Consider the following 25450-nt stretch of genomic DNA (forward strand, 5'->3'; position numbering starts at 1 on the left):
TTTGCGTTATTCATCTTAATTGAACCGCCGTATACGGATCCGTACATACGGTGGTGTGAGAGGTCGGGAGCTAATCACTCCCTCCTACTCGATTGTTTTATTGATACGTTATATCTTCTGCAAGGTGGGTAAATACTTCACTGATAATGGAGTCCTCGTCATAGACGGAAGAACCTGTATTTTCCTCGGGTTGCGCAAAAGGAATTTGAGCAATGATATTTGTTTGAAGCTCAGTTGCTAATTTTTCGGCGCCACCTTGACCGAATAAATAGTTCTTTTCACCATTTGCATTTTCAAAGTAAGCCATGTTTTCAACAACACCGAGAATCGTGTGTTTTGTATGTTGAGCCATCAGACCTGCACGAGAAGCAACATGGGAAGCTGCAAGGTGCGGAGTTGTTACAATGATTTCCTGTGCTTGTGGAATCATTGCCGCCATATCAATGGCTACATCTCCTGTACCAGGTGGTAAATCGATGAGGAGATAATCTAAATCACCCCAATGTGTATTGACAAGGAAATTGCGAATCCATTTGTTGAGCATTGGCCCACGCCACATGACAGGTTGGTTGTCGTTAGTGTAGAAGCCCATCGACATGATCTTTACACCATCACTCATCACTGGAATAGCTGTTTGGTCAAGCATTGTTGGTTTTTGATGAATCTTCATCATAGCTGGAATACTAAAGCCATAAATGTCAGCATCTAAAATCCCTACTCGTTTACCAAGGCGGGCAAGGGCTACTGCTAAATTAATCGTCACAGTAGATTTACCGACGCCACCTTTACCACTAGTAATGGCAATAAATTTGACACCAGAGTCGGGTAGAAGCATTGTAGGCATACCTTTAGCCGTAACATTTTGAGATTTTAAAGAAGCTGTTAAACTGCGACGTTCGTCATCTGTCATAGAACCAAATTGGATGGATACTTTTGATGCACCAATCGCTTTTAACGCTTCTTCAATATCTGCTTGAATTTTGGCTTTTAATGGACAACCTTGAATAGTCAAGATAAGATCCAGTGAGATATGCGTACCGTCAACTTGAATATTTCTTACCATATTCAAGTCAACGATACTTTTATGAAGTTCTGGGTCATCAATTTTCTTCAATGTTTGTAAAATGTGCTCGTTTGTTAGCATAAAAGAAACCACCTTTATTTTAAACCTTTGCCAAGCCCTTTTAAGAAGTGAACGCCAAAATTCATGGCACGATTGACATCAGGATCTTTTAACATTTTTAACAACTTGAAGGTACTAACTTTTTCATCAGCTTCAACGGCTTTGTTAGCTTCATCTAAGCCACTGTTTAAACTCTCCATAAGCTTTGTCGTTGTTTCTGGATTCAGTTCAGTTAATGCTCCAGCAGCACCCATTAAGTTGTTGATGAGATTTGTAACGGGCTTGCGAGTTAATTGACCAAGTGCAATATGTGCAACATCTTCTTTTGCTTCAAGTAGCTTTGTAGCTGCTTCAAGTGCTCCAATATCATTTAATTCTGCCATGATCGAAAAGACTTGATTGACCATTTCTTCATTCTCAGAAAGAAGTTGTTTTAAATTGTCTAACTTTTCTTCCTTCAGTTGTTCTTCTGTTAGTTGTTGTTTTTTAATTGTTGTAATTGGCGCAGCCATGAAATCACTTCCTTTCGTTAGTTGTTGTTAAGTGAACGTAGCCAGGACGATCCCATTTACGTTGTACTTCAACCCCATTTTGTGGATGGCGTTTTTTATAACGTGGGTTTGTTCTAGGAAGTGGCGATTTTCCTTTTTGTTTCAATACTTCTACGCGTACTTTTGTTTGTTTATAAGCAGGTGTCGATGTATTGATGTCTGCAGCTGGACCCGTTAAGAAATTAATCGCTGAATCTTTGCTTACAGAGTTCATTGGTAAGAATAGTTCATTTCCTTGTACGCGGTCTGTTACTAGGGCATTTAATTTTAATGCGCCTTGAGGAGACACTAAACGAAGAAGAGCTCCATCTTCAATGCCGCGTTCTTTTGCTAGTTCTGGTGATACTTCAACAAAAATTTCAGGTACTTTCGATTGAATACCTTTTGATTTGTTTGTCATATTACCTTCATGGAAGTGTTCAAGCATACGGCCATTGTTAATATGGCAATCATATTGTGCTTCATATTCAACCGGTCTGATCCAATCGTTTAAAGCAAAACGAGCTTTTTTGTCAGGGAAGTTAAAGCCATCCTCATATAGTAAAGGTGTGTCTTTACCATCATGGCTACCCCAACAGAAGCTACCCCAATTTTCTAATACATCATAGTTCGCTTGCGAGAAGAATGGAGCAAGACTAGCCATTTCAGCAAAGATTTCACTTGGGTGACTGTAATTCCAGTCAGCACCTAGGCGACGTGCTACTAATTGAAGGATTTCCCAATCGGCTTTTGATTCACCAAGTGTTGGTAATACTTGATATAGTCGTTGCACACGACGCTCTGTATTCGTGAACGTACCTTCTTTTTCAAGAGAAGGTGCTGCTGGTAAAATAACATCCGCATATTGTGCTGTACGTGAAAGGAAGCAATCTTGTACAACAAAGAAGTCTAATTGTGAAAGTACTTTATCTACATGGTTAGCATCGCAATCTACAAGTGCCATATCTTCCCCAACTAAATACATTGCTTTCATTTTACCTTCCATGATCGCATCTAACATTGCCATATTCGTACGACCTGGTTCAGGTTTGATTTTCACACCATATGCTTCTTCAAATTTCTTACGTGCTTCGTCGTCTATTACTTTTTGATTACCTGGTAATAGATTTGGTAGTGTACCCATATCACAAGCACCTTGAACATTGTTGTGACCACGAAGAGGGTAGGCACCTGCACCTGGTCGACGATAGTTACCAGTAGCTAGAAGTAGGTTAGAAATTGCAGCTGATGTATAGGAGCCACCTGTATTTTGTGTAACACCCATACCCCAAAGTACACATGTACCGTCAGCATCACGAATCATTTCAGCAACATTTATCAACGTTTCTTTTGAAATGCCCGTTTCTTTTTCTGCATATTCTAGTGTGTATGTTTCAAGTACATCTTTAAAATCATCAAAGAAGTGCACGTTCTCTTTAATGAAGGCTTCATCATGCCAGCCTTGATCGATCATATATTTTGTAACGGCCATTAACCATACTTGGTCTGTTCCTTGTTTTGGGCGCATGAAAATATCAGAACGCTCAGCCATTTCATGTTTACGAACGTCGGCAACAATTAATTTTTGACCGTGTAACTTATGGGCACGTTTTACACGAGTAGCTAAAACAGGGTGACCTTCTGCAGGGTTTGCCCCAACAATAATAACAAGGCCAGCTTTTGCGATATCTTTGATCGTTCCAGCGTCGCCACCTATACCAACTGTGCGTAGTAGGCCATCTGTAGCTGGAGATTGACAATAGCGTGAGCAGTTATCAACGTCGTTTGTTTCGAATAATTGACGCGCCATTTTTTGAATTAAGTAGTTTTCTTCGTTTGTAATTTTTGAAGAAGAAATAAAGCCGACAGAACCAGAACCGTGTTCTTTTTGAATGCCACCTAGTTTAGTAGCAATTAAGTCAAGCGCTTCGTCCCATGAAGATTCAACAAATGCATCATTTTTACGAATTAATGGTTTTGTAATTCGTTCTTCAGAGTTGATGAAGTCCCAACCGAATTTCCCTTTTACACAAGTAGAAATAGCATTGACAGGACCGTCAGAAGGTTGCACTTTTAAAATTTTGCGGTCTTTTGTCCAAACTTCAAACGAACAACCTACTCCACAGAAAGTACAAACTGTTTTTGTTTTCTTCGTACGTTTACTACGCATAGCAGCCTCGACTTCAGAAACCGCAAAGATACCACTATAGCCAGGTTCAACTTCCTTAATTAAATCAATCATCGGATCTAACGTATCTTGTTTAAGCCCAGTCATAAAACCAGCTTCGCCAAGCATTGATTTTTCCATTAAGGCGTTACATGGACAAACGGTAACACATTGACCACAACCTACACAGGAAGAATCGTTAATAGCTACGCCTTCATCCCAAATTACTTTTGGTCTATCAGCTTCCCAATCTAGCGATAACGTTTCGTTAACTTGTAGGTTTTGACACACTTCTACACATTGTCCACATGCAATACATTGGTTTGCATCATATCGATAGAATGGATGAGACATATCCACTTCATGTGGTTCCACTTTTGGTTGATAAGGATATTTTTGGTGTTCAATTTCCATTAATTCTGCAGTGTTGTGTAATGTACAATTCCCGTTGTTATTGTCACAAACGGTACAATACAGTAAATGGTTTTCTAGTAGACGGTCCATGGCTTCTGTTTGTGCTGCTTTCGCTTTCTCAGAAGTAAGTTGGATATCCATGCCGGCTACTGCTTTTGTTGAACAAGAACGAACTAATTGGCCGTTCACTTCAACGATACATGTATCACAAGTTTCGATAGGATCAACTGATGGTACATGACAAATTTGTGGATGGTCGATTCCGTGTTGATTAATGGTATCCAGTATTGTAGCTCCATCTGCTACATCGTAAGATACGCCATTAATGTTAATTTTAGTCAAGGTGGGTTCCTCCTTTGGTTCTTTGATGACTTATATGACAACAGGTTAATACTTAGGATAAAACGGGAATAGAATTTCGAGTTGATTATTTTAGTTAAAGGTGTCTTGTTATACTTCTATTTCCCGATTTATCAAATTTCTACACCTTAGTAGATGAAGAATCCTTTATTACGAGGTGTCAGTGTTGTTATTGCTCAAAAAATAAAAAAAACCACCATGAAACGGCACGTATATTACATGCTGATTAGTCATGGTGGATAAAATTCTTAACAGGCCTTGCTAAAAACTCAATCTACTTTTATTTTTTATTCAATATAACAATAGAATGCAAATATTAAAACCCTCCATGCGAATAGTTCAACTTTATTAGTAGCAACCATGACATAAGAATCAAAATACTTTAACTCCATTTATAATACCACTTATTATAGCCCTTTCAGTCAAAATGGACAATAATTATAATAAATTTATAATAAATTTTATTAATTGATAATAATTATCAACTAATATTTTCACTTTAATTTTTTTTCAAGTTGCTATATTATTAACAATCTGTAAGGGTGACCCCCGTGAGCATAGGAAAAAAGTTTAATTACGTTGGGAGAATCGTTAAAAATGTCAAAAAAAGTACATGAGTTCAACGACATTATTCGAAAATTACGCAAAGATATATTTGGAAAGGGACCAGAGCGTATTCATACTGTTTTCGTCGAGAACATGGCTGTTTCAACTTTATATGGTAATATCACACCAACTGAAAAATTTATTGCAAGAACACCTGAAGGGTTAACAATGGTACATGCTGCACGTACAAGGATGATTCAAGATTTGTATACTAAAAGTCCTCCAGATGGCATGGAAGAATTGATGGGCTCTAAGTTACTCCATTTATTTTCGGATATCAAAATTGAAGAGGATTTTGCTATTTCTGTATTTGTTTTTGAAGATAATATTAGTGAATAAAGGGGATGCCTTATGGATAGAGCGGTAGCAAGAGAAATTATACGTGTTGAAGATCATCAAATCAAAGAAATGGAAGATACCGTTGTCACTGAATACGCTGTCACAGTTAAGATTAATCAGCAAGAATTTGTGACGATGGTTTGCACACCAGAGTATGTAGAAGATATGGTGATTGGCTATTTGGCTTCTGAACGAATCATTCGCAATAACGAAGATATTGAAGAAATTTGGCACCAAGAAAAAGAAGGTTTTGTGCATGTTAAAACAAAGCATGTGAATCCTTACTTTCAACAAATTCAAAATAAACGATACATTACATCTTGTTGTGGCATGAGTCGTCAAGGTTTTGTTTTTGCTAATGATGCATTAGTTTCTAAAAAAATGGAAGGTATTCATGTGCGTATTACAACAGATGATTGTTTTCGTTTAATGCGCGATATGCAAGATTCGGCTGAGATTTTCAAACAAACGGGTGGTGTTCATAATGCAGCGCTTTGTGATGTGAATGGTATTGTATTAAGTCGAATGGATATTGGGCGCCATAATGCATTAGATAAAATTTATGGACATTGTCTACGAAACAACATTAGCATGCAAGATAAAATTATCGTATTTAGCGGACGGATTTCATCTGAAATTTTACTGAAAGTCTCGAAGATTGGCTGTGAAATAGTATTATCTAAATCTGCTCCAACAGAATTAGCATTGCAATTAGCAGAGCAACTAGGTATTACAACGGTAGGTTTTATTCGTCAAAATACACTTAACATTTATACACACAAAGAGCGTATTCAATTGCCTACAAAAGATTGACTCTAACTTCTTTCAGCAGGAGGTCCAAATATCCGCTGAAAGAAGTTAATGCCTCCGGCGGATGTCACAGAATCGAAAAGGAGTTCTTAGGGGATGTTAGCCTAAAACCATCGCATCCATGCGATAACGGCTAACTGACCTGCATCGGTAATAACGCCACGTCCTGTGGCATTACCGAAATGACCGACATCGTGTCGGCCCTCGTGCAGGCCTAAGCACAAAGTCGATTCTGGACACAATTATGCAGAGGCATAATTGATCAAAATGAAAGAAGGAGATTACAATTACTAGTCTACAAGATCAACTACACAGACCATTAAGAGATTTAAGGATATCCGTGACAGACCGTTGTAATTTTCGTTGTCAATATTGCATGCCTGCAGAAGTATTTGGTCCAGATTATGCTTTCTTACCGTCCGATAAAGTGTTGAGTTTTGAAGAAATCGAACGATTAGTAAAGATTTTCGTTTCCTTAGGTGTGAGAAAAGTACGCATTACTGGCGGTGAGCCTTTACTACGTCGTGATCTGCCAAAATTAATTGAACGTATTCATCGTATCGTTGGAGTAGAGGAGATTGCCTTAACAACCAATGGTACTTTATTGAAAAAATATGCAAATGATTTAGCAAAAGCAGGATTATCACGAGTATCTATAAGTCTAGATTCATTAAATGAGGAACGTTTTTTCGAGATGAATGGTCATCGTGGAAAAGTGACAACGGTGTTAGAAGGTATAGAAAAAGCGGCAGAAGCAGGCTTACAAGTAAAGATCAATATGGTTGTTCAAAAAGGGAAAAATGAACAGGATATTGTTTCGATGGCACAATTTTTTAAAGAGAAACAGCACATTCTTCGTTTTATTGAATATATGGATGTCGGTAATTCGAATGGTTGGCAACTAGATGAGGTTGTATCGAAGAAAGAAATTATTGACCAAGTTCATCAGTTTTCTCCTTTACATCCTGTTGACCCTAATTATAAAGGGGAAGTGGCGACGCGTTATCAATATCAAGATGCTAAGGGCGAAATCGGCGTCATATCATCTGTAACAGATTCTTTCTGCTCAAATTGTTCGCGTGCTCGTATTTCTGCAGAAGGAAAACTTTATACGTGTTTATTTGCAACAGAGGGTACGAATCTACGAGAGTTGTTAAGGTCTGGAGCAGACGATGAAGCGATCACCCAATGCATTTCAAATGTTTGGGAAAATAGAAAAGATCGCTATTCCGATGAACGAAATGAACAGACAATGAAAAAACGGAAAAACTCAAAAATCGAAATGTCACACATCGGTGGTTAGACGCAATAGAGAGGTATTAGTTAGGATTGGCTATGTAAAAAAACAGAAAAAAATCGGCACAATAATGCCGGATTTTTTCTGTTTATTTATGCACAAAGGTGCCACTTTTTCCGCCTGTTTTTTCAACAAGGTATGTGTCTTTAATGACCATAGATTTGTCAACGGCTTTACACATATCATAAAAAGTCAGTGCGGCAATAGATACAGCAGTTAGAGCTTCCATTTCGACGCCTGTTTTACCACTACATTTTACTGTTGCTTGAATGTGAAGTTCGTAGCCAACCTCTGCCTTTGTATAGTCAAATTGGAAATCGGTACCTTGTAACATGATCGGATGACACATAGGGATAATATCAGCTGTTTTTTTAGCACCCATAATCCCGGCAATTTGCGCTACTTGCGTAGGGTCGCCTTTTTTAATGCCTCCTTGTTGGATGGCTTGATAGACTTCATCGGATAAAGTGATCGTACTACGAGCAATGGCTGTGCGATTGGTGCTTGTTTTATCAGAGATGTCGACCATTTTAGGACGACCTTCTTCGTTCCAGTGTGTAAAATTACTCATTATTAGACTTCCTTTCAAATGTTTGATGCCAATCTTGTTGAGAGTTGATATTGATAAATGTTGAGCTTTCTTCTTCAAATGGAACATAACATACTTGAAGTTGCTCTAACAAGACTTTCATACTTCGCTTGTTTTGTTGCACTAATTGATTTGCTATCGGTAAAGCACTGCGTCGATATAAAGCAGCAAGAGGTTGTAATCTTGAATCTTGTTTCGGAACAATCGCATCATAACGATCATCGATAAATGTGAGCATGGTTTGGATAAAATCTGCATGGATAAAAGGCATATCACTAGCTACGACAAAAAACCATTCGACATCGGGAAAATTAGTCATGATATTTTGCAGGGCAAACAGAGGTCCTTGATGAGGCTGTTTTTCAATGATCCATTGGACCTTTTCTTCTACAAACTTCGATTGCAAGCTAGCATTAGTAGCAATAATTAAAGGCTGTAGTTGATTTTTTTGTAAGGCTATGAGACTGTGCTTATATAATGGCTGGCCAGCAAACAACTCAAACATTTTCGGTTGACCATATCGAGAAGATTGACCACCAGCTAAGACAACACCAGCTATTTTCATACACGATTCAGCTCACCGACAAAATGTTGCACAGTCGGAAGAATTAGTTTTGTCATGGCAAGTGTAACGGCATTGGTGGAACCTGGTAACAAATAGATGGCCGTTTTATCGCGACTCCCTGCTGTGGCACGACTAAACATGGCTTTTGGACCGATTTCTTCGTAGCTTAATGTTCGAAATAATTCACCAAATCCCATCATCTCTTTTTCGAAAAGAGGGAGAAGGGTGTCGTATGTTTGGTCTCTTGGAGTAAATCCTGTTCCACCTGTTACGATAATCGTATTGATGGTGTGATCAACGCACCATTTTTTTACATGATTTGCGATGTCAAGTGGTTCATCTTTTGATATTTGGTAGTCCACTAATTCAAATGAAGCTTCTTGAAGTAACGATTGAATACACTGGCCACCGCGATCATCTGCCTTTGTGCGTGTGTCACTCACAGTTAAAATGGCAGCTCGTATAGGAAGTTGATGATGTGTAGGATGCAAGGGTAAAGACCTCCTTTTATAGAGTAAGAAAGTATAAAATTTTTCTATTTAAAATAGTGTCTAGGCATTCGTGCCAGCCGCTCGAGGTCGCTTCGGGCTCTCCAAAAGCTTGTCGCGGCTAAACGGGCTCAATGCGCTTTTCTTATTATAAAGCTATAAATTAAAAGGTCAAACTAAAATTCATAGATAGAAAGGCAAAAACATTTATGCATAATAGATATTCTAGACAACAATTATTCAGCCCAATCGGAGAAAAAGGGCAGCAATTTCTAAAACAAAAACATGTTCTAATCATAGGTGTTGGTGCATTGGGCAGTGCTAGCGCAGAGGCTCTAGTGAGGGCAGGCGTTGGAAAGTTGACGATTATTGATCGTGATTATGTAGAGTGGAGTAATTTACAAAGACAGCAACTATATACCGAACAAGATGCGCAAGAAAAAGTTCCTAAAGTAATCGCTGCCAAAAAACGACTACAAAGTATAAACTCAGAGGTGGAAATCAACGAATATATTCTGGATGCAAGTTCAGAGCAATTAATAGCACTACTTACAGATGTAGATGTCATGGTAGATGCAACAGATAACTTTGATATTCGTTTTATGATGAACGACCTTGCACAAAAATATCAAATTCCTTGGGTTTATGGTTCTTGTGTTGGTAGTTATGGCGCTACTTATACGATTGTGCCAGGTAAAACACCTTGTTTACATTGTTTGCTAGAGGCGATGCCTAATACAGGAATGACATGCGATACAGTTGGAATTATTAGTCCGACTGTTCAAATAGTAGCAGCTTATCAAGTAGCTGAGGTTTTCAAACTTTTAGTAGGGGATGAAGAAGCGGTTCGAAAAAGCTTTTTAACCTTTGATGTTTGGCAAAATCAACACTATGAAATAAAAGTGGAAAAAATACGTAAAAGTGATTGTCCATCTTGTGGAAACAACCCCACATATCCGTATTTGTCCTACGAAAATCAAACAAAATTAGATATTTTATGTGGTCGCGATGCCATTCAAATTCGTCCACCTAAACCGATTCACTATAATCTTGATCAGCTTGCTGTCCAAATTCGTCCCTATGGCGATATTCAAAAAAATCCCTATTTACTTTCTTGCCAAGCGGAGGATTATCGACTGGTGATTTTCCAGGATGGACGTGTTGTTATTCATGGGATACAAGATGTACAAAAGGCTAAAACCATTTATTATCGTTTACTCGGATAAAGGAGTGTTCCAAATGTTAGAGAAAAGAAAACCAATTGCTGTAGGTGAAGCTGTTCAACGTGTTATGGAGTTTGCATTCCAAGAAAAAATAGAGATTGTTTCACTACAGCAAGCATATGGGCGTTTTTTAGCAGAAGACGTTGCAGCAGACCAAGATGTACCTGCTTTTGATCGTTCACCTTACGATGGTTATGCTATTCGTTCGGTCGATAGTCAAGAGGCAAGTTCAGAAAATCCAGTAACCTTTAAAGTAGTCGGAGAAATTGGCGCGGGCTATGTATTTGAGGAAGTAGTAGGTGCTAAAGAAGCGGTCCGCATTATGACAGGAGCACCTATCCCAAAAGGATGCGATGCAGTCGTTATGTTAGAATTAGCGCATACATTTGAAGAAGACAATCAAATGTATATGTCGATTAAACGCTCTTATGCAACAGGAACAAATATTTCATATCAGGGAGAGGACGTTCAAAAAGGCGCAATCCTTATTGAAAAAGGACAATTGATCAATCCAGGTGTTGTCGCATTACTTGCTACTTTTGGTTATGATCAAGTACCTGTATTTCGAAAGCCAATCGTAGGTGTCATTGCAACAGGAAGCGAGTTACTAGAACCGAGTGAATCTTTACAGCCAGGGAAAATTCGTAATAGTAATGCATACATGATAATGGCCCAAATTGAACGTGCTGGGGCAACTGTTAAATATTTTGGTAAATTTAGTGATGACATAAATTTATGTATTGATGTTGTAGAGAAAGCGCTACAAGAAGTAGACATATTGATTACAACAGGAGGAGTATCAGTAGGTGATTATGATTACTTACCAGCCATTTATGAAGCCATTGACGCAAAAGTACTTTTTAATAAAGTAGCGATGCGACCAGGTAGTGTAACAACTGTTGCTGCTCGAAATGGTCAATTATTATTTGGACTTTCAGGTAATCCATCAGCTTGCTATGTAGGTTTTGAACTATTTACACGACCTATTATTCGAAAGGCATTTGGCCATAAGCAGCCACATCTACGTAGAGAGCAGGCTATTTTAGGTGCGGACTTTAAAAAACCGAATCCGTTTACCCGTTTTGTGCGTGCTAGTGTTTCTTATGAAATAGGTCAATTAGTTGCAGTTCCTTCTGGTTTTGATAAATCTAGTGCTGTTTCGTCTTTAGCGGAAGCCAATGCCTTTATTGTATTACCAGGTGGATCACGTGGATACGAAAAAGGCATGCAAGTAGCTGTCTTGTTGTTAGAAGATTTGCAAGGAAGTGAGTGGCCTTGGGAGAACATCGAAAAATCCTACAAATCGTAGGCTATCAAAATAGTGGGAAGACAACGGTTATGGAACAACTCATTACACAAGCTACGACTGAAGGCTTGCGTGTAGGAACAATCAAGCATCATGGACATGGTGGTATCCCTACGATAGAAAGTTCGAAAGACAGTGCTCGTCATGAAAAGGCTGGCGCAAGTGTAACAGCAGTTGAAGGAGAAGGTACTTTGCGCATGAGTATTCACCAAAGTAACTGGCAACTTGCTGATATACTAGCTATTTATGAGTCAATTGAAATGGATATCATTTTAATTGAAGGCTATAAAAATGAACACTATCCGAAGGTTGTTCTTTTGCGACAAGCGGAAGATCAATCCTTGCTACAAAAAGTAAGCAATATCGTCTGTGTTCTTTACTGGCCGACCTATCCACTGGATAAACCACTAGATTATCCAACTTTTTCAATTCATGAAAAAGCACAATATATAGAAGTTCTTATGCGAGAAATGAGGAGAAAATCATGACTACATCGTTGTTTGAAATCATCGATAAACCAATTGATGTTGAGGAAGTTAGACAAAAAGTAACAAGTCGAAACGCTGGTGCAATCACTGTTTTCATCGGAACAGTACGTGAAATGACGAAAGAAAAGAAAACATTACATTTGGAATATCAAGCCTATCCACCTATGGCCATTAAAATGTTTGAACAAATTTCTAAAGAAATACAAGAGCGATGGCCAGAGGCGAAAATAGCCATTACGCATCGTGTTGGTCATTTAGAAATCTCGGATATTGCTGTAGTAATTGCGGTTTCATCACCGCATCGTAAAATGGCCTATGCAGCAAATGAATTTGCTATTGATCGTATTAAACAAATTGTGCCTATTTGGAAAAAAGAGTATTGGGAAGATGGAACCGAATGGATTGGCGATCAATTAGAAAATGTACCTTATCCAAAAGGAACCCCAACAATCAGTGAGGAGGATTTTGGTGATTAACATATTATTGTTTGCACACTTACAAGAAATCATCGGTGAGCCAAAATTAACTGTAGAGTTGTCAGACCGTACAGTTGGACAAATTAAAGCATGGATGGAAAGTCAATATCCACAAATTTCTTTGCAACATGTTATGACAGCAGTAAATGAGGAATTTGCAACCGATTCAACGGTTATAAAAAAAGGTGACACAATCGCCTTTATTCCACCAATTAGTGGTGGGTAAAGAGTAAAGATGTAGCTTTATAATTGATAATATAGTCTGATGAAAATTATCTTTCTTCTAGAGATTTCCTAGAGGTAAGATAATTTTTTTGTTGGATATTCATGTGAATTCGACTGTGTGGATGGTAAATTTTTGTACTTGAAATTAACGAAGCAGGTTATTAAAACAAGAAAATAGGATGAAAAGTTAGTAGAATAGTGGTAAAAGATCAAGGGGGGATAGTATGGCTGAAAAGATTTTATTTTTTATTTCAATGATGCCCATTTATGGTTTAGTAATTTGGTCTTATTTTTATCCTGAAGAAAGTCTGTTGTTCGGGAAAAGATGGATGTACAAAGAAGAACCCCAGTTATCGAATGAAGTGATCCGTTATACTAAATTTGCCTCAATGGTCGTTATGATTGGATTACCCATCGTTGTCATTAGTTTCATCTTTGATATTTATTTTCTTAGATTTACGTTAGTGGTAATTCCTTTAGTAATCGCATTTGGCGCACTTAAAATATTCACAGATGAAAAAGATTCCTAAAATAGTGCAACTAGTTCTGACACATTAAATAAGAGCATGTTTTGGATCTTTTTCAAAACATGCTCTTTTGCTACAAAGATACAGTTGTATTGTTATGCTTTCAATAGATGGACGCTCAGAAGCATAAGGAAGGAAATACCTATCATACAAATCACCCATGACCAAGCGAGTGACATGTTACCCGATTCAATCGCCATATAAATAGCAAGTGGCGTTGTTTGCGTTTTGCCTGGAAGGTTTCCCGCAAACATTAAGGTTGCCCCAAATTCACCTAAAGCTCGTGTAAAACTTAAAATTCCACCTGCCACAATCGCTTTTAATGCAAGAGGAATTGAAATGAAGAAAAAGACTTGCCATTCGTTAGCACCATCAACACGTGCGGCGTTCTCGATATCCTCATCAACAGCTTCGAATCCAGTTTTTGCCGATTGATACATTAAAGGGAATGCAACAACAGTAGAGGCGATAACTGCCGCCCACCATGTGAACATAACGGGTTGGTTGAAAAGCCATGTTATCAAGCTACCTAACACGCTGTTTTTGCCGAAAATAATAATCAGTAGGAAGCCTACTACCGTAGGAGGTAATACCAATGGTAAAAGCAGTACCGTTTCAAGAAATAATTTCCCTTTGAATTTGCGTTTTGCCATCCATTTACCAAATAGAATACCTGCTACTATAACAATGATTCCTGACACAAATGCAATTTCAATAGAAAGTTTAAGGGGTGACCAGAAATCGGTACTCATCAATTAATGAGCTCCTTGAAAGCCGTATTTTTTAAATACTTTCATCGCCGTATCGCTTTGTAAATAGTTATAAAAATCTTCAGCTTCTTTAGCATGCTTACTATCTTTGATAACACCTACAGGATAAATAATAGGTGTATGTGTATCACCTTGTGCTGTAGCAACAACATCCACTTTATCTGAAACAAGGGCATCTGTTTTATATACCATACCTGCATCAACATTTTCAGTTTCAGTATAAGTAAGTACTTGTCGTACGTCTTTTGTATACACAACTTTTGATGCTACATCTTCCCAAAGTTTCATATTTGTCAATGTTTCTACACCGTACTTGCCAGCAGGAACCGATTCTGGTGTACCAACGGCAATCTTATCAGCCTTCGTTAAATCTTCAAAGGATTGAATGTGTTTTTCATTTTTCTTAGGAACGATTAATACTAATTCGTTAGCTAAAAGGTCCGTTCCTTGTTGTTGGTCGATTAAACCGTTTTTTACTAGTTCGTCAAATTTATCTTCTGCTGCTGAAAAGAAAAGATCTACAGGAGCACCTTTTACAATTTGTTGCTGTAATGCTCCAGAGCCACCAAAGTTATAGATGATTTTAATATTATCATGTTCTTTTTCATAGGTTTTTTGAAGTTCTTCTAATGACTCTTGTAAACTAGCCGCTGCGGAAATTGTTATTTCAACAGGTTCGTTTGTTGTTTTGTTGTTACTACCTTGACTACCACAACCTGTTAAAATACCAACAAGTAGTAACGATGAAGCTAATAAACTATAAAACTTTTTCACTTTGAATATACTCCTTATATAACTCGTTATAACAAGACATAACTAATTATAATTAGTTATGTCTAAAAAAGAAATACCTAATTGCTAGAAACCTTCAAGATGTTAAAAAAAGCATAAATACGTTACTATGGTATCAATAGAAGCATTGAAGGAGATTTTTACATGTCACATGAACATTCCTATACGATTGAAGAGGTTGCGCAATTATTAAAGGTTTCCAAATTAACGATCTATGATTTGGTGAAAAAGGGAGATTTACCTGTTTTTCGTGTAGGTCGACAAATGCGTGTGGACCGAACAGATTTACAAATATATATACAAAAGAGCAAAACGGGAGCCACTCCTACTTCGTCTACTGTACCGACTACCCTTACAACAAATAATAAAAAAATTATTATTAGTGGACAAGATTTAGTATTAGACTTATTAGGAAAATATATTGAGAAAAAACAATCCAATAAAGTATTACGCTCCCATGAAGGTAGCTTTAATGGTGTCATGGCGATGTATAATGGAGAATGTGATATTGCGAGTTTACATTTGTACGACGGTGATACAGGGGATTATAATACGACTTATTTGAAAAAGATTTTTGTGAGTCACGCCTATGTTCTCATCAATCTAATTTCACGCCGAGCAGGCTTTTATGTTCCAAAAGGAAATCCATTGCAAATTCAATCATTCGATGATTTTAAGACCAAATCACTAAAATTGATTAACCGTGAAAAAGGCTCAGGTGCTCGAACTTTATTAGATGAACAATTACGAGTTCACCACATAGCTCCATCCTCAATTGAAGGATATAACGAAGAGGAAATGAGCCATATCGATGTGGCTTCTGCTGTGGCAAATGGGAATGCAGATATTGGCATAGGCATTGAAAAAATATCTAAACTCATAGAGGTTGATTTTATACCACTTATTAGAGAACGTTATGATATTGTGCTATTAAAAACACCTGAAAACCAACAACTGATTGAATCGGTGAAAGAGATTTTAACGTCACCAGATTTCCAATCAGAAGTAGCCGCACTAGGTGATTATGACGTCACTCAAATGGGACAAATTATTTATGAAACACTTTAATGAAGTATGACTCCAATTCCCTTTGTGTAAGGTAGTATGTTTTCATGATTATGGAGCTGTAGGAGGTCGTTCATGGAGGTTTGGGATGTTTACGATAAAAATAGAAATAAAACAAATAAAAGTCATGTACGTGGGGCTAAGTTAGCAGATGGTGACTATCATATAGTTGTACATGTATGGATAAGGAATAATAAGGGTGAAATTCTTTTAACGAAAAGACATCAGGATAAATCTTATCCTAACTTATGGGAATGTCCAGGCGGCTCTATTTTAGCAGGTGAAAGCAGTCTCGATGGGGTTATAAGAGAAGTGAAAGAAGAAATCGGGATAAATTTATCTAGAGGAAACGGTAAAATGATAAAGAGTGAACGTAGGGATGCGTACAATGATTTTTACGATGTATGGCTTTTTGATCAAAGTTTTGAAATTCCAGAAACAGTACTCCAAGAAGATGAAGTGAGCGATATTAAATGGGTAACAAAGTCCGAGCTTGAAAATATGTATAACTCTAAATACATAGTACCAACTCTTGAATATTTTAAAGTAATCTGTTTTAAAAAGACAACTCCATGATAATCTTACATGTGAAGGATAGCGTGTATTTGGATACTGTAAAATAGAAGCGATTAAAATCGATATAAAAAAATTCCTGTAGGCAAAGTTGCATTCGACTTTATCTACAGGATTTATAATGATAATTAATCGCTTAGCATTGCTATTAAAGTTCGTTTTTGTCAGCCTAGCTTGAAGTATGCATATTGTAATTCAAAATGCACACAGAAGGTAATAGGGGGCAGCGTCGTTTAATCTAAACTCAGGCAGACCAAACCAGCCAAAAACTAATGGTGGTAGGAATGTGATATTTAAAACAACACTTGCCACAAAAATTATAATAGACGAATTTGGACACTCTTATTTTAGGAGTGTCTTTATTTAAACATTTTTATAGATTCTATTATTAGCAAGCGTGAATTTTAATCTGTTACTGCTATTATTTTTCTAAATATGATGTAAAATTTTAACATATAATATATGATAGATATACTCATAAGGTACAAATACACAAGGGGAGACTTAGGTGATCGTATATGAAGTCTAAAAAGCGTTTAGGTTTGTATTTCTCAGCTTTGTTAGTCGTATTACTTGTAGGAATTGTTTTGAAAAATGTATTCATAAAAGAAGAAACAGTTAATCCGATAGTAGAAAAAGAGGATGGAACAAAACAGCTTGTTTTCGATACAAAGTTAACAAGATTAGACGAATCAACAACAACACTGAAAGAATACAATGGAAAGGTCCTAATCGTTAACTTTTGGGCATCTTGGTGTGAGCCATGTCAAGAAGAAGCTCCTGATTTAAGGGATTTTTATAACAATAAACCTGAAAATGTTGAGCTGTTAGCAATCAATGCTACTTCACATGATAGTCGTGAAAATGTAATAAAGTTCCAAGAGTCATACAATTTGAGTTTCCCTATATTTCTTGATATAGATAATACACTTCAAAAATCATTTGAAGTATTGGCTTACCCAACAACATTTATATTTGATTCTAAAGGTATATTAAAGTACACAATAAAAGGACAGATTAATCAACAAGAATTAAATAATTATATTGATCAACTCTACTAATCTGTAAACGCAGTTCCTTTAGAAGGAATCACTTTTCTGTTTTAAGGTGAAATTATTAATAATTACGCAAGGAAAAAGGGGGATTATTATGTATCAGACTTTAAATGATTTTTTTAAGTCTTGGGAGTTTGAAGCCAATTGTACACAGAAATTATTGAATAATCTAACTGATGAATCACTAAAACAGGAAATAACGTCTGAAAATTGGACTTTAGGACGTATTGCTTGGCATACTGTTACTGCAATTCGCATCATTACTTCAAATACAAGTGTAACATTTGATGCCCCAACTAAAGATTATCCTGTTCCTACTTCAGCACAATTTATTGCAGATAGCTATTTTCAAGTCAATAATGCGTTTGTGCAAGCAGTAAAAACCAATTGGACTGATCAAACTCTTCAAGAGCACATTGAATTTTTCGGTCAAGAAATGGAAATTGGTACACTTTTAATGTTTTTAATTCAACATCAGAATCATCATCGAGGACAAATGACGGTTCTTATGCGACAGGCGGGATTAACTGTCCCAGGCATTTATGGTCCAGCTAAAGAGGAATGGGGAAATTTTGGAATGGAAGCTCCGGAAATGTAAAAATAACAGAGGCTTTCCGATAAATCTTAGGGAAGCCTCTGAGTATATATTATAGTTCTTCCTGGAAATAAATTTTATAAAACTTTCGATTTGTCGCTTCATCGTAGCCTACTTCAATGAGTTCATCCACTTGCTCAATATCCTGTACGTTCACCTGAATTTCAATATTGGAATCGAGTTTAATTTTACGTTTATATTTCTTTTCAGCCTTTTCAAGTGCACTCTCAGAAATAACGGTTTCATAAGGTTTTACCGAATTTATGATGATATCTTTTTGTGTTGGCTCTGCATTTTCAAATACCGTTTCAATATAATCATTTACTTGGAATTCATCTTCATTTCTAAAATAATCAAGCGTTTTGTTCAAAAGCCCCAATTTTTCAGTATTCGTAAAGCTCTCTTCTTTTAAAATATATTTTTTACATTCTGTTAGCGCTAAATTCGTTTTATAATAATGTTCATCCGCTGCTTTAATCTTTAAAAATCGTTCTTGCCAATAAACAATATCTTCTTTTCTTTTTGTTTTTATAAAGACAGTAGGTGCCTCATCTGTCCCCATATCTACGATGATGGCCATATTATTGATCTTCTTGACATTAATTCCGTCAATGCCATTGACCACCATTTTGTTTTGGTCGCTTTTTACATCTAAAAACATTTCTTTTTCATCAATTTTAACAATGGCGATTATCTTTTTAACTTCTGTAGACAGAAAACAATTGTCAAATAATCCAATAAATAATTCGCCACTTTTAATGTTAGGATGTTGAGATACACTATGTAAGTGTGTAGCAATGTTTTTTGATTGTTCAAGGAAATTATTCTCCTCATCAAAAATAGCCCTCACATATGTGTATACCTCATTTAATCCAATATCTGTTTCATGAAAAAATTCGTATTGCTGCTCTAAATCGATTTTACTAAATGCTAGCTGTGTAAAAGCTGCCTCTAGCATAACCTCTGGCTGCGAAAATGACTCCTCGCCTAACACGAGTGTATCCCCAATAAAATGTATAATATATTGTGCTAACTTACTATCACTTACTTCTAGCATGTTTTTCACCTTCTAAAAATTCATTGTAGATACTATACCATATCACATCCCTCACAACATTTCATAATATTTTTTAGTTCAAAAGATTAGTAATCTAACGTTTTTAATACTTCTGAGTTTGTTGATTGTTCGAAAAATATTGAATTTTAAATTTGAATGTTTTAGAATTACAATAACGTAAATTAAGGGGGGATTTTCATGAATTACCTTTATTCGCCACAGCCTACTGAAAAAATTTCTTTACAAGTTGAATCATCACCTGTATGGGAAGTCATTCTTGGAATAGCTGGATACACACATATCCAGCTTCGACATACGTTTGAATTTGATGAAGAATGGACAAATGCCCGAGAATCGATGCCAAAATCATTGGTAGAATCGTTAAAATTAATTGAGAAAACTAATTTTTGGTATGGCTTGATTATGCTACAGAATGAGATTTCATCTTTAACCATTCAAGATTTTTCAAACCAACTTTACGATATAGCAATTGAAAGCTTCTATGAAATACTTTTACCTTATAAAAATCGTGAAACAGAACTTAGGAGAAGGGAAACTGCTGCTAGTTACAATAATCCTAATCTATTTGAAGAGTATGCAGTTCATTTCGACGATCATGACTATTTAGGAGAATACATACGAAATCTCTGTCACTACTCGTATCAAGAGTTATGTGAACTATTTTCTAGTGTATTAAATGAATGGCATAGCTGGATAAGTAAACACGAAAAATGGGACAAGTGGTTGCAAGCACTTGATTTTGAAGAGAAACAATATCAGTCATTAAATGTGACAAATCCAATGGAAGAGATTGAACATATTACAGGTGGCGTAAAATATCAACTTGAGCCTTCAATTTGGACTGTCAAACTTATACCACATGTATCATATCGACCTTGGATTTTAGAAAAACGAACAAGTGATACAAAACTTTTCTTTTATCCTTTAAAAGAGGAACTACTACAAGAGCTTGGGGTCCCTCCAAAGGATTTAGTTCGTAGCTATAAAGCGTTGGGAGACGAATTGCGCTTGAAATTACTCTATCAGCTACTAAGAGGGCCTTCCTCATTGCAAGAGTTGAGTGCACAGTTCAATATGAATAAAACGACACTCCATCATCAACTATCTCTGTTAAAGGCTGCGAGATTAATTAAAGTTGATAAAGGGATTTATTCTGCAAATCCAATGGAAATAGAAAAAATATTTTCACGTCTCACGCAATATCTAAGGCTTAAAGATGAAGAAGTATTCTAAGTCATTTAAAGCACTTTGGATAGGGGAAATAGTATCAGAACTGGGTAGTGCAGCTGGTGGGATTACTAATGGATTGTTACTTTATGAAATAACGGGATCGAAAGAATGGATGGGGATACTTTGGCTAGTTTATTTTATCCCTTCCTTGATTCTACAAAGTGTCACGGCACCGTTTTTGAATCATGTTGAGAAGGGGAAAATGATTCGAAATATACAGTTGATTCGTTCAAGTGCCTATCTTCTTCCTTTAATAGGCTTTGTAATTGATAAAAACATTGGGACAATTATAGGGTTAATTGCTTTACAATTTATTTTAGGATTAATGCAACCAATTTACGCTAGCCTCTCGTTTTCGCTTTTACCTGAGGTTTGTGAGAAAAAAGATTTAACTGAAGCTAATGGGCTATTAGATGGAACTATTCGACTTATGAGTTTCTTTGCTCCTGGATTAACTTCTTTACTGTTATTAGCTATCCCAATGCAATTTATTTATATGTTTTCCTGCATTATGTTTGGTATTAGTTATATATCACTCAGTCAAATGTCTTCATCAAGCAAACAAACAGTACCAGTTTGGACCAAGAAGCTTTGGTGGGGGGAAATGAAAGAGGGATATCGTACGTTTTTTAAATATAAGTATCTTTTACGACTTACATTTCTCTCCTCAACAGTTCAGTTTGCTGTAGGAGCTACAACCGTGTTAAGTATTCCATTTATTCGAAGCGACCTTAATGGAGAGTCATGGGAGTATGGGATATTTGCTGGGGCTTTTCCAATTGGATATGTAATTGGGATGCTATTACTTAAAAAGATACCTAAGACATATGTCACCATGCATTTAGGTTTAATTGGTGGAGGTCTTTCATTTGTTTCTCTCTTTTTTGTTAAATCAATTCCAGCTGCGTGGATGTGTGAATTAATAGGAGGGGTTTTATTTCCTTTATTCAACTCTCAGAGTGCAGCAATTTTTCAATCGCAGGCTCCTAAAGAACGATTAGCTCAACTAAGTGCTGTTCGATTACTTTTTCTTCGAGTGACAATGCCAATAGGAATAGTATTTGCTTCGACTTCCTTTTTTGATTTAAGTACAAGACAAGCCTATGGAATTGTTGGTTTAGCAATTGTTCTCCCAGGATTATTTTCTCTGTTTTTCTTCAAGACAATAAATAACATACTTGAAAGTGAATAATTGGCGTTCGATTGTTATATGATACTTTGTTTAGTTTGTAGTGTCTCAATAGGTGTTGATTATTTTCCTTCTACACGCCTGTTAGAATGTGTACGTTTTTTTGTTTAAGTGTTATGGAGCCGATGATTGTAGGCTAATTGTCGTAAATTGACATTGCTAGTAGCTGGAGTATACTGGAATTAAACGGAAGGTGTATCGAAAGGAAATCCACAATAGAAGAGGGTCATTATATGCAATATAACATTAAACCAATAGCTGCAGTAAGCAATAGTCGAAAGATGATTGAAGATGACAATTGGGGTGGCATTATTTCTACTATTGAATTGACAAAGGATATGCAAGAATCTTCTTTAAAAGGAATTGATGATTTTTCTCATTTAGAAATTATATTTTATTTTGACAAAGTTTCAGATGAGAAAATCCAATATGAAGCGAGACATCCGAGAAATAATAAGGACTATCCAGAAGTCGGTATTTTTGCACAGAGAGGTAAAAATAGGCCTAATAAAATAGGTGTAACGGTTGTGGAATTACTAGAATTGAAGGATAGAACATTAATCGTTAAAGGCTTAGACGCTATTGATGGAACACCTATTATAGATATAAAACCAGTAATGAAAGAGTTTTTACCAAAAGGTGAAATAAAACAACCAAAATGGTCGACGGATTTAATGATAAATTATTGGGATTAGTATACGTAGCCCGCTTTTTAAAGTTGAGGAGTAATGATTATGTTTTTATATCTACGTATTGAAACTGAGAGACTAGTAATTCGCCCGTATGCTTTATTTGATTTGGATGAATTATATGCAGTCATTTCTGAACCTGTTTTTCACCGTTTTATCCCAGAAGAAAATTCAAGCGTACCCATTTGGGCAGGCTTTACGGATGTGGACGAATAGGTCACTGGATGGTCGATAAAAGCGAAAAGAACAAAATACAAATTATAAAATAGAGTGATTGAAAAGTAACTTTCTATAAAAAAACGAAGGGGATGTGAAAATCCCCTTCATTTTTTTATAAAATGCCTTGCTGATAAAGTAAGCTAATAGCATGGGAACGGTTTTTAGCTTTTAGTTTTTTAATGGAAGATTTCACATATTGATTGATCGTTGATTCGCTTAAATCCATAATATTTGAAGAGCGCCTACAGCAATTAGAAGAAGTACTGGCAACCCAAGGGGGTTATTCTGGCACGAAAGTACATAGAGTACTGGAAAATTGATTTATATCCTTATATACAACGGTATTATTAAAGTAAGCCGAGAGCCATTTGAGTAACAAATTAGAGGTTGGCTTAAATACAATCTCAACAACGTTTAATTAATAACAACCAATTACTTATTTTCATGATTTTCTTTTTGCAACAATAACTGAACTGCGTTTGTGTTATTATTTACAGCTTCAGCAAGCAAGCCTAGTGATTTATCAAACTTCCAAAAGATTAATAAAAAAGCGACAATCGGAAAACCTGTATTGCTAATTAAACCCATTAAAAATTGATATTCTTCTCCCATCATATCCTCTCCTTTCTCCTTTTTACTATATAAAGGGGAAAAAAGTAGACCTTTATCAACCTAATTTTGACTAAAAGCCCTAAAAAGGTTAAAATTTTAATAATAAGGGGTTATTTTAAATGAAGAAAAAAATAAGTTTTATTATGGCTTTCTTTTTAATAGCAATGGTCTCACTATATTTTTTTAATGAATACAAAACAAAAAATCTTGTACAAGATTTTTTCGATACAGATTCTGATTCTTTAGCAGAGGAAACCCATGATATTCGTTTCATAGATACAGAGCTCAACGTTAAAACTATCAAAAAAGATAGTACTGTATTTCCAACTTTCATAAATTCACTAAAAAAACTAGAAATAAAACGAACTAGCTCTAAATTTTATTACACAGATTACACAGAATTCCGATTCGCTATGATTATTTATCACAACAACGCTTTGCATAATATTGATATCAATGAAAACGGACTAGTAAACTTTAATAACAAAACTTATGAAATACAAAATAAACAGGCATTCGAAAAATTCCTTGAAATAGTAAAAAGCACCCACTAAAGGGTGCTTTTCTTTTTTACATAGGAATTGTACCGCCACTGTCTGTAATAATTTTTTTAGGAATAATATTACCTTGAATAATAGTGAAGTCAGTGTTCCCTGTCGCAAGGTTTTTGAATGCCAAATAGTTAACGCTAAATTCAATAGAAACATAAGTTTTGTTCTCAACGAAAATTAGTGATAGCTTATTTAGTTGTTCCAGTCCTTTTTTTGCTACTGCTAGGACTTCATTTTTCTCCCATTCATTCGCATCTGCTAATGCAGTTACAAGAAGAGCTGGAATAGCTGAATAAACTGTCTTATTAAAACTTTTTCTAAAATAGAAGAAGCAATTCCAGCTAATTTAGTTTTTGTTCCTGCTGATGAAACCTTACCGTTCCAAAAATCGATGAATGCCTCTTGAGCTCGAATCATGTCGCCAATATTTCCACGAGAAATAGAAGTAGTCTTATTGTACTCATAACGTGAATATTTACTTGCCATAATTAAATTCCTCCAGTTATATAGTTGATTTTGTTTTGTTAGCACTAACACTCTATAAAGAAAAAGTTTGATTCGATTTGACAACCTCTTTTTAAAAAAAGTTTAAAAAAGTTTGATTCATGCCCATACATTTTGACTTTACATAACAACTGAATTAGGCAGTAACGACAAAGGGTAAACCCTTGGTATTACTTCCTTTTCTATTACAAAACAATTTATTGTGTATACAGTATTTTATACATCGTTGGTTTGACAGCATTTTAGCGCTGTCTTGCCGGCTACAGCATGTATAAAACTTTGCATAAATATCATCCAAAAATTGATGTAGAGTTTGTCACATTAGGGCAGCTTTTAAAAATGACCGATGCTATTAGCTCTGGTGGCATGGCCAAGTGGTTTTTACACGGAAATGATGTATATGTAAATGGAGAAGTTGCCGCGGTCGTATATGATAAACAAAATATTTTAAGCTTTCATACGTCACTTTAAGCCATTTAATCAAAGTGCAATTTCCTTCGTACTGTCTCCATTAGCAACCTTCACAATAACCTCTAACTCACGTTTACTAAGAGAAACTTCTTTTTATCCTACATAGGGAATATGTCTAAGAAGTTTAGATATATATGAATGTTGAGCTAATAATATATACCTTTTAGCCTTCATGCAATTGGTACGTAATAATCAAAAATTAAAAATATAATTGTCAGAAAAAAATACCAACATTATAATAGTGAAAATAAAACATACTTTATGAGGTGAGTTAATGGAAAAAGCAGCTAGTTATGATTTTCTTAATTCATACCAAAAATTGCAGCAGGAACGACTCATCAATCGAAAAGAAGAATATTTAGAGGTGCTGGAAAAAACAAAGGCTAAAGGTGAAATATTAGAGTTTGAAAGCATAGTAGGGGAGGCGTCTACAAATGTCAACTAATCTATGTACAAAAACGCTCACTTAATTGTGTATAAAATTACTCACCTTCTGGAGCTAGGTGGTTCTTCAAACGATATGA

At 36.0% G+C, this 25450-nt stretch carries 32 protein-coding genes and 1 pseudogene; 20 read left to right on the top strand and 13 right to left on the bottom strand.

Translation table 11 applies throughout. The annotated features are described in order from the left end of the window. Positions 1-97: 97 nt before the first annotated feature. From ACVWXS_RS23595 to fdhF, 3 genes are read right to left on the bottom strand one after another with little or no spacing between them, the layout of a single operon-like run. Complete coding sequence (locus ACVWXS_RS23595) at positions 98-1144, bottom strand: Mrp/NBP35 family ATP-binding protein (protein WP_456960388.1); 1047 nt, start codon at positions 1142-1144, stop codon at positions 98-100. Positions 1145-1158: 14 nt separating this feature from the next. Then, the gene (locus tag ACVWXS_RS23600; protein ID WP_456960389.1) at positions 1159-1635 is read right to left on the bottom strand and encodes a DUF1641 domain-containing protein; all 477 of its coding nucleotides are present in this window, start codon (positions 1633-1635) and stop codon (positions 1159-1161) included. A gap of 4 nt (positions 1636-1639) precedes the next feature. Further along, on the bottom strand, positions 1640-4576 hold the full coding sequence (gene fdhF / locus ACVWXS_RS23605; RefSeq protein ID WP_368635733.1) for a formate dehydrogenase subunit alpha: 2937 nt from the start codon (positions 4574-4576) through the stop codon (positions 1640-1642). A gap of 615 nt (positions 4577-5191) precedes the next feature. On the opposite strand from fdhF, the gene ACVWXS_RS23610 reads away from it, so the two are divergent. From ACVWXS_RS23610 to moaA, 3 genes are all read left to right on the top strand, one after another. Next, the gene (locus tag ACVWXS_RS23610) at positions 5192-5539 is read left to right on the top strand and encodes a DUF2294 domain-containing protein (RefSeq protein ID WP_456960390.1); all 348 of its coding nucleotides are present in this window, start codon (positions 5192-5194) and stop codon (positions 5537-5539) included. A gap of 12 nt (positions 5540-5551) precedes the next feature. Next, a complete protein-coding gene (gene fdhD, locus ACVWXS_RS23615) occupies positions 5552-6352 on the top strand; it encodes a formate dehydrogenase accessory sulfurtransferase FdhD (protein WP_456960391.1) in 801 nt (266 codons plus the stop codon). A gap of 283 nt (positions 6353-6635) precedes the next feature. Further along, positions 6636-7652 carry a GTP 3',8-cyclase MoaA gene (gene moaA, locus ACVWXS_RS23620; RefSeq protein WP_423473776.1) on the top strand — a complete coding sequence of 339 codons (1017 nt, stop codon included), beginning with the start codon at positions 6636-6638 and terminating at the stop codon, positions 7650-7652. Positions 7653-7734: 82 nt separating this feature from the next. Here the strand turns inward: moaA and moaC are convergent, their stop codons facing one another. The 3 genes from moaC to ACVWXS_RS23635 are packed head-to-tail and all read right to left on the bottom strand — an operon-like array spanning position 7735 to position 9291. Next, entirely contained in the window at positions 7735-8217 is a 483-nt protein-coding gene (gene moaC / locus ACVWXS_RS23625) for a cyclic pyranopterin monophosphate synthase MoaC (RefSeq protein ID WP_456960392.1), read from the bottom strand. Further along, positions 8210-8800 carry a molybdenum cofactor guanylyltransferase gene (gene mobA, locus ACVWXS_RS23630; RefSeq protein WP_068983819.1) on the bottom strand — a complete coding sequence of 197 codons (591 nt, stop codon included), beginning with the start codon at positions 8798-8800 and terminating at the stop codon, positions 8210-8212. Before mobA ends, moaC begins: the two co-directional genes overlap by 8 nt. After that, the gene (locus ACVWXS_RS23635) at positions 8797-9291 is read right to left on the bottom strand and encodes a MogA/MoaB family molybdenum cofactor biosynthesis protein (protein WP_368635737.1); all 495 of its coding nucleotides are present in this window, start codon (positions 9289-9291) and stop codon (positions 8797-8799) included. Before ACVWXS_RS23635 ends, mobA begins: the two co-directional genes overlap by 4 nt. A gap of 206 nt (positions 9292-9497) precedes the next feature. Between ACVWXS_RS23635 and ACVWXS_RS23640 the strand changes: the two genes are divergently transcribed. The 6 genes from ACVWXS_RS23640 (at position 9498) to ACVWXS_RS23665 (ending at position 13536) form a co-directional block, all read left to right on the top strand. Beyond that, on the top strand, positions 9498-10514 hold the full coding sequence (locus tag ACVWXS_RS23640; protein WP_456960393.1) for a thiazole biosynthesis adenylyltransferase ThiF: 1017 nt from the start codon (positions 9498-9500) through the stop codon (positions 10512-10514). Positions 10515-10527: 13 nt separating this feature from the next. After that, positions 10528-11820, top strand: a complete 1293-nt coding sequence (locus ACVWXS_RS23645; RefSeq protein WP_456960394.1) for a molybdopterin molybdotransferase MoeA — start codon at positions 10528-10530, stop codon at positions 11818-11820. After that, positions 11781-12305: a molybdopterin-guanine dinucleotide biosynthesis protein B gene (gene mobB / locus ACVWXS_RS23650; RefSeq protein WP_456960395.1), complete on the top strand. Its 525-nt coding sequence runs from the start codon at positions 11781-11783 to the stop codon at positions 12303-12305. The genes ACVWXS_RS23645 and mobB overlap by 40 nt, the downstream gene beginning before the upstream one ends. After that, complete coding sequence (locus tag ACVWXS_RS23655; RefSeq protein WP_456960396.1) at positions 12302-12781, top strand: molybdenum cofactor biosynthesis protein MoaE; 480 nt, start codon at positions 12302-12304, stop codon at positions 12779-12781. Before mobB ends, ACVWXS_RS23655 begins: the two co-directional genes overlap by 4 nt. Beyond that, a complete protein-coding gene (gene moaD, locus ACVWXS_RS23660) occupies positions 12774-13007 on the top strand; it encodes a molybdopterin converting factor subunit 1 (RefSeq protein ID WP_368635742.1) in 234 nt (77 codons plus the stop codon). Before ACVWXS_RS23655 ends, moaD begins: the two co-directional genes overlap by 8 nt. Before the next feature lie 223 nt (positions 13008-13230). After that, positions 13231-13536 (top strand): hypothetical protein, encoded by a 306-nt coding sequence (locus ACVWXS_RS23665; RefSeq protein ID WP_423473747.1) that lies wholly within the window; start codon positions 13231-13233, stop codon positions 13534-13536. Between the two features lie 92 nt (positions 13537-13628). Here the strand turns inward: ACVWXS_RS23665 and modB are convergent, their stop codons facing one another. Together modB and modA are read right to left on the bottom strand one after the other, a co-directional pair. Beyond that, a complete protein-coding gene (gene modB / locus ACVWXS_RS23670; protein ID WP_368635984.1) occupies positions 13629-14285 on the bottom strand; it encodes a molybdate ABC transporter permease subunit in 657 nt (218 codons plus the stop codon). Between the two features lie 3 nt (positions 14286-14288). Further along, on the bottom strand, positions 14289-15077 hold the full coding sequence (gene modA, locus ACVWXS_RS23675) for a molybdate ABC transporter substrate-binding protein (protein ID WP_423473745.1): 789 nt from the start codon (positions 15075-15077) through the stop codon (positions 14289-14291). A 162-nt stretch (positions 15078-15239) separates the two neighbouring features. Between modA and ACVWXS_RS23680 the strand changes: the two genes are divergently transcribed. The 4 genes from ACVWXS_RS23680 (at position 15240) to ACVWXS_RS23695 (ending at position 18386) form a co-directional block, all read left to right on the top strand. Beyond that, on the top strand, positions 15240-16163 hold the full coding sequence (locus ACVWXS_RS23680) for a substrate-binding domain-containing protein (RefSeq protein WP_456960397.1): 924 nt from the start codon (positions 15240-15242) through the stop codon (positions 16161-16163). 72 nt (positions 16164-16235) lie between these two features. Further along, complete coding sequence (locus tag ACVWXS_RS23685) at positions 16236-16736, top strand: NUDIX hydrolase (protein WP_456960398.1); 501 nt, start codon at positions 16236-16238, stop codon at positions 16734-16736. Between the two features lie 515 nt (positions 16737-17251). Beyond that, positions 17252-17794, top strand: coding sequence for a TlpA family protein disulfide reductase (locus ACVWXS_RS23690; protein ID WP_456960399.1), 543 nt, complete (start codon positions 17252-17254; stop codon positions 17792-17794). Positions 17795-17882: 88 nt separating this feature from the next. Further along, positions 17883-18386, top strand: coding sequence for a DinB family protein (locus tag ACVWXS_RS23695; RefSeq protein WP_456960400.1), 504 nt, complete (start codon positions 17883-17885; stop codon positions 18384-18386). 49 nt (positions 18387-18435) lie between these two features. Here the strand turns inward: ACVWXS_RS23695 and ACVWXS_RS23700 are convergent, their stop codons facing one another. Continuing rightward, positions 18436-19440 carry a nucleoid-associated protein gene (locus ACVWXS_RS23700; RefSeq protein ID WP_456960401.1) on the bottom strand — a complete coding sequence of 335 codons (1005 nt, stop codon included), beginning with the start codon at positions 19438-19440 and terminating at the stop codon, positions 18436-18438. Between the two features lie 198 nt (positions 19441-19638). Here ACVWXS_RS23700 and ACVWXS_RS23705 point away from each other — a divergent pair, with 198 nt between their 5' ends. The 4 genes from ACVWXS_RS23705 to ACVWXS_RS23720 all read left to right on the top strand — a co-directional run bounded on the left by ACVWXS_RS23705 (position 19639) and on the right by ACVWXS_RS23720 (position 22785). Beyond that, the gene (locus ACVWXS_RS23705; protein WP_456960402.1) at positions 19639-20694 is read left to right on the top strand and encodes an ArsR/SmtB family transcription factor; all 1056 of its coding nucleotides are present in this window, start codon (positions 19639-19641) and stop codon (positions 20692-20694) included. Next, complete coding sequence (locus ACVWXS_RS23710; RefSeq protein ID WP_456960403.1) at positions 20678-21883, top strand: MFS transporter; 1206 nt, start codon at positions 20678-20680, stop codon at positions 21881-21883. The genes ACVWXS_RS23705 and ACVWXS_RS23710 overlap by 17 nt, the downstream gene beginning before the upstream one ends. A 230-nt stretch (positions 21884-22113) precedes the next feature. After that, positions 22114-22575, top strand: coding sequence for a tRNA (N6-threonylcarbamoyladenosine(37)-N6)-methyltransferase TrmO (tsaA, locus tag ACVWXS_RS23715; protein ID WP_456960404.1), 462 nt, complete (start codon positions 22114-22116; stop codon positions 22573-22575). Between the two features lie 39 nt (positions 22576-22614). Next, positions 22615-22785, top strand: coding sequence for a hypothetical protein (locus ACVWXS_RS23720; RefSeq protein WP_456960405.1), 171 nt, complete (start codon positions 22615-22617; stop codon positions 22783-22785). Positions 22786-22900: 115 nt separating this feature from the next. Here the strand turns inward: ACVWXS_RS23720 and ACVWXS_RS23725 are convergent, their stop codons facing one another. Both ACVWXS_RS23725 and ACVWXS_RS23730 read right to left on the bottom strand, forming a co-directional pair. Then, positions 22901-23014, bottom strand: a complete 114-nt coding sequence (locus ACVWXS_RS23725) for a LuxR C-terminal-related transcriptional regulator (RefSeq protein WP_456960406.1) — start codon at positions 23012-23014, stop codon at positions 22901-22903. A 206-nt stretch (positions 23015-23220) separates the two neighbouring features. Then, positions 23221-23400: a hypothetical protein gene (locus ACVWXS_RS23730; protein WP_402984575.1), complete on the bottom strand. Its 180-nt coding sequence runs from the start codon at positions 23398-23400 to the stop codon at positions 23221-23223. Between the two features lie 119 nt (positions 23401-23519). On the opposite strand from ACVWXS_RS23730, the gene ACVWXS_RS23735 reads away from it, so the two are divergent. Next, complete coding sequence (locus tag ACVWXS_RS23735) at positions 23520-23954, top strand: hypothetical protein (protein ID WP_402984578.1); 435 nt, start codon at positions 23520-23522, stop codon at positions 23952-23954. Between the two features lie 264 nt (positions 23955-24218). Here the strand turns inward: ACVWXS_RS23735 and ACVWXS_RS23740 are convergent, their stop codons facing one another. Then, complete coding sequence (locus tag ACVWXS_RS23740; protein WP_456960407.1) at positions 24219-24437, bottom strand: hypothetical protein; 219 nt, start codon at positions 24435-24437, stop codon at positions 24219-24221. A 285-nt stretch (positions 24438-24722) separates the two neighbouring features. Between ACVWXS_RS23740 and ACVWXS_RS23745 the strand changes: the two genes are divergently transcribed. Further along, positions 24723-24926: an RNA-binding S4 domain-containing protein gene (locus tag ACVWXS_RS23745; RefSeq protein WP_456960408.1), complete on the top strand. Its 204-nt coding sequence runs from the start codon at positions 24723-24725 to the stop codon at positions 24924-24926. A 9-nt stretch (positions 24927-24935) separates the two neighbouring features. Here ACVWXS_RS23745 and ACVWXS_RS23750 read toward each other — a convergent pair. After that, positions 24936-25004, bottom strand: a pseudogene (locus tag ACVWXS_RS23750) (LuxR C-terminal-related transcriptional regulator); the annotation flags it as partial. Between the two features lie 196 nt (positions 25005-25200). Here ACVWXS_RS23750 and ACVWXS_RS23755 point away from each other — a divergent pair. After that, positions 25201-25371, top strand: a complete 171-nt coding sequence (locus ACVWXS_RS23755) for a hypothetical protein (protein WP_456960409.1) — start codon at positions 25201-25203, stop codon at positions 25369-25371. Positions 25372-25450: the final 79 nt, after the last annotated feature.

This window comes from Lysinibacillus sp. TE18511 (assembly GCF_054062295.1).

Coding starts and splice junctions, on each gene's coding strand:
- ACVWXS_RS23595 (WP_456960388.1), bottom strand. CDS start 1,144: ATGCTAACAAACGAGCACATTTTACAAACATTGAAGAAAATTGATGAC.
- ACVWXS_RS23600 (WP_456960389.1), bottom strand. CDS start 1,635: ATGGCTGCGCCAATTACAACAATTAAAAAACAACAACTAACAGAAGAA.
- ACVWXS_RS23610 (WP_456960390.1), top strand. CDS start 5,192: ATGTCAAAAAAAGTACATGAGTTCAACGACATTATTCGAAAATTACGC.
- fdhD (WP_456960391.1), top strand. CDS start 5,552: ATGGATAGAGCGGTAGCAAGAGAAATTATACGTGTTGAAGATCATCAA.
- moaC (WP_456960392.1), bottom strand. CDS start 8,217: ATGAGTAATTTTACACACTGGAACGAAGAAGGTCGTCCTAAAATGGTC.
- mobA (WP_068983819.1), bottom strand. CDS start 8,800: ATGAAAATAGCTGGTGTTGTCTTAGCTGGTGGTCAATCTTCTCGATAT.
- ACVWXS_RS23640 (WP_456960393.1), top strand. CDS start 9,498: ATGCATAATAGATATTCTAGACAACAATTATTCAGCCCAATCGGAGAA.
- ACVWXS_RS23645 (WP_456960394.1), top strand. CDS start 10,528: ATGTTAGAGAAAAGAAAACCAATTGCTGTAGGTGAAGCTGTTCAACGT.
- ACVWXS_RS23655 (WP_456960396.1), top strand. CDS start 12,302: ATGACTACATCGTTGTTTGAAATCATCGATAAACCAATTGATGTTGAG.
- ACVWXS_RS23665 (WP_423473747.1), top strand. CDS start 13,231: ATGGCTGAAAAGATTTTATTTTTTATTTCAATGATGCCCATTTATGGT.
- modB (WP_368635984.1), bottom strand. CDS start 14,285: ATGAGTACCGATTTCTGGTCACCCCTTAAACTTTCTATTGAAATTGCA.
- ACVWXS_RS23680 (WP_456960397.1), top strand. CDS start 15,240: ATGTCACATGAACATTCCTATACGATTGAAGAGGTTGCGCAATTATTA.
- ACVWXS_RS23685 (WP_456960398.1), top strand. CDS start 16,236: ATGGAGGTTTGGGATGTTTACGATAAAAATAGAAATAAAACAAATAAA.
- ACVWXS_RS23690 (WP_456960399.1), top strand. CDS start 17,252: ATGAAGTCTAAAAAGCGTTTAGGTTTGTATTTCTCAGCTTTGTTAGTC.
- ACVWXS_RS23695 (WP_456960400.1), top strand. CDS start 17,883: ATGTATCAGACTTTAAATGATTTTTTTAAGTCTTGGGAGTTTGAAGCC.
- ACVWXS_RS23700 (WP_456960401.1), bottom strand. CDS start 19,440: ATGCTAGAAGTAAGTGATAGTAAGTTAGCACAATATATTATACATTTT.
- ACVWXS_RS23705 (WP_456960402.1), top strand. CDS start 19,639: ATGAATTACCTTTATTCGCCACAGCCTACTGAAAAAATTTCTTTACAA.
- ACVWXS_RS23710 (WP_456960403.1), top strand. CDS start 20,678: ATGAAGAAGTATTCTAAGTCATTTAAAGCACTTTGGATAGGGGAAATA.
- tsaA (WP_456960404.1), top strand. CDS start 22,114: ATGCAATATAACATTAAACCAATAGCTGCAGTAAGCAATAGTCGAAAG.
- ACVWXS_RS23720 (WP_456960405.1), top strand. CDS start 22,615: ATGTTTTTATATCTACGTATTGAAACTGAGAGACTAGTAATTCGCCCG.
- ACVWXS_RS23725 (WP_456960406.1), bottom strand. CDS start 23,014: ATGGATTTAAGCGAATCAACGATCAATCAATATGTGAAATCTTCCATT.
- ACVWXS_RS23730 (WP_402984575.1), bottom strand. CDS start 23,400: ATGGGAGAAGAATATCAATTTTTAATGGGTTTAATTAGCAATACAGGT.
- ACVWXS_RS23735 (WP_402984578.1), top strand. CDS start 23,520: ATGAAGAAAAAAATAAGTTTTATTATGGCTTTCTTTTTAATAGCAATG.
- ACVWXS_RS23740 (WP_456960407.1), bottom strand. CDS start 24,437: ATGGCAAGTAAATATTCACGTTATGAGTACAATAAGACTACTTCTATT.
- ACVWXS_RS23745 (WP_456960408.1), top strand. CDS start 24,723: ATGTATAAAACTTTGCATAAATATCATCCAAAAATTGATGTAGAGTTT.
- ACVWXS_RS23755 (WP_456960409.1), top strand. CDS start 25,201: ATGGAAAAAGCAGCTAGTTATGATTTTCTTAATTCATACCAAAAATTG.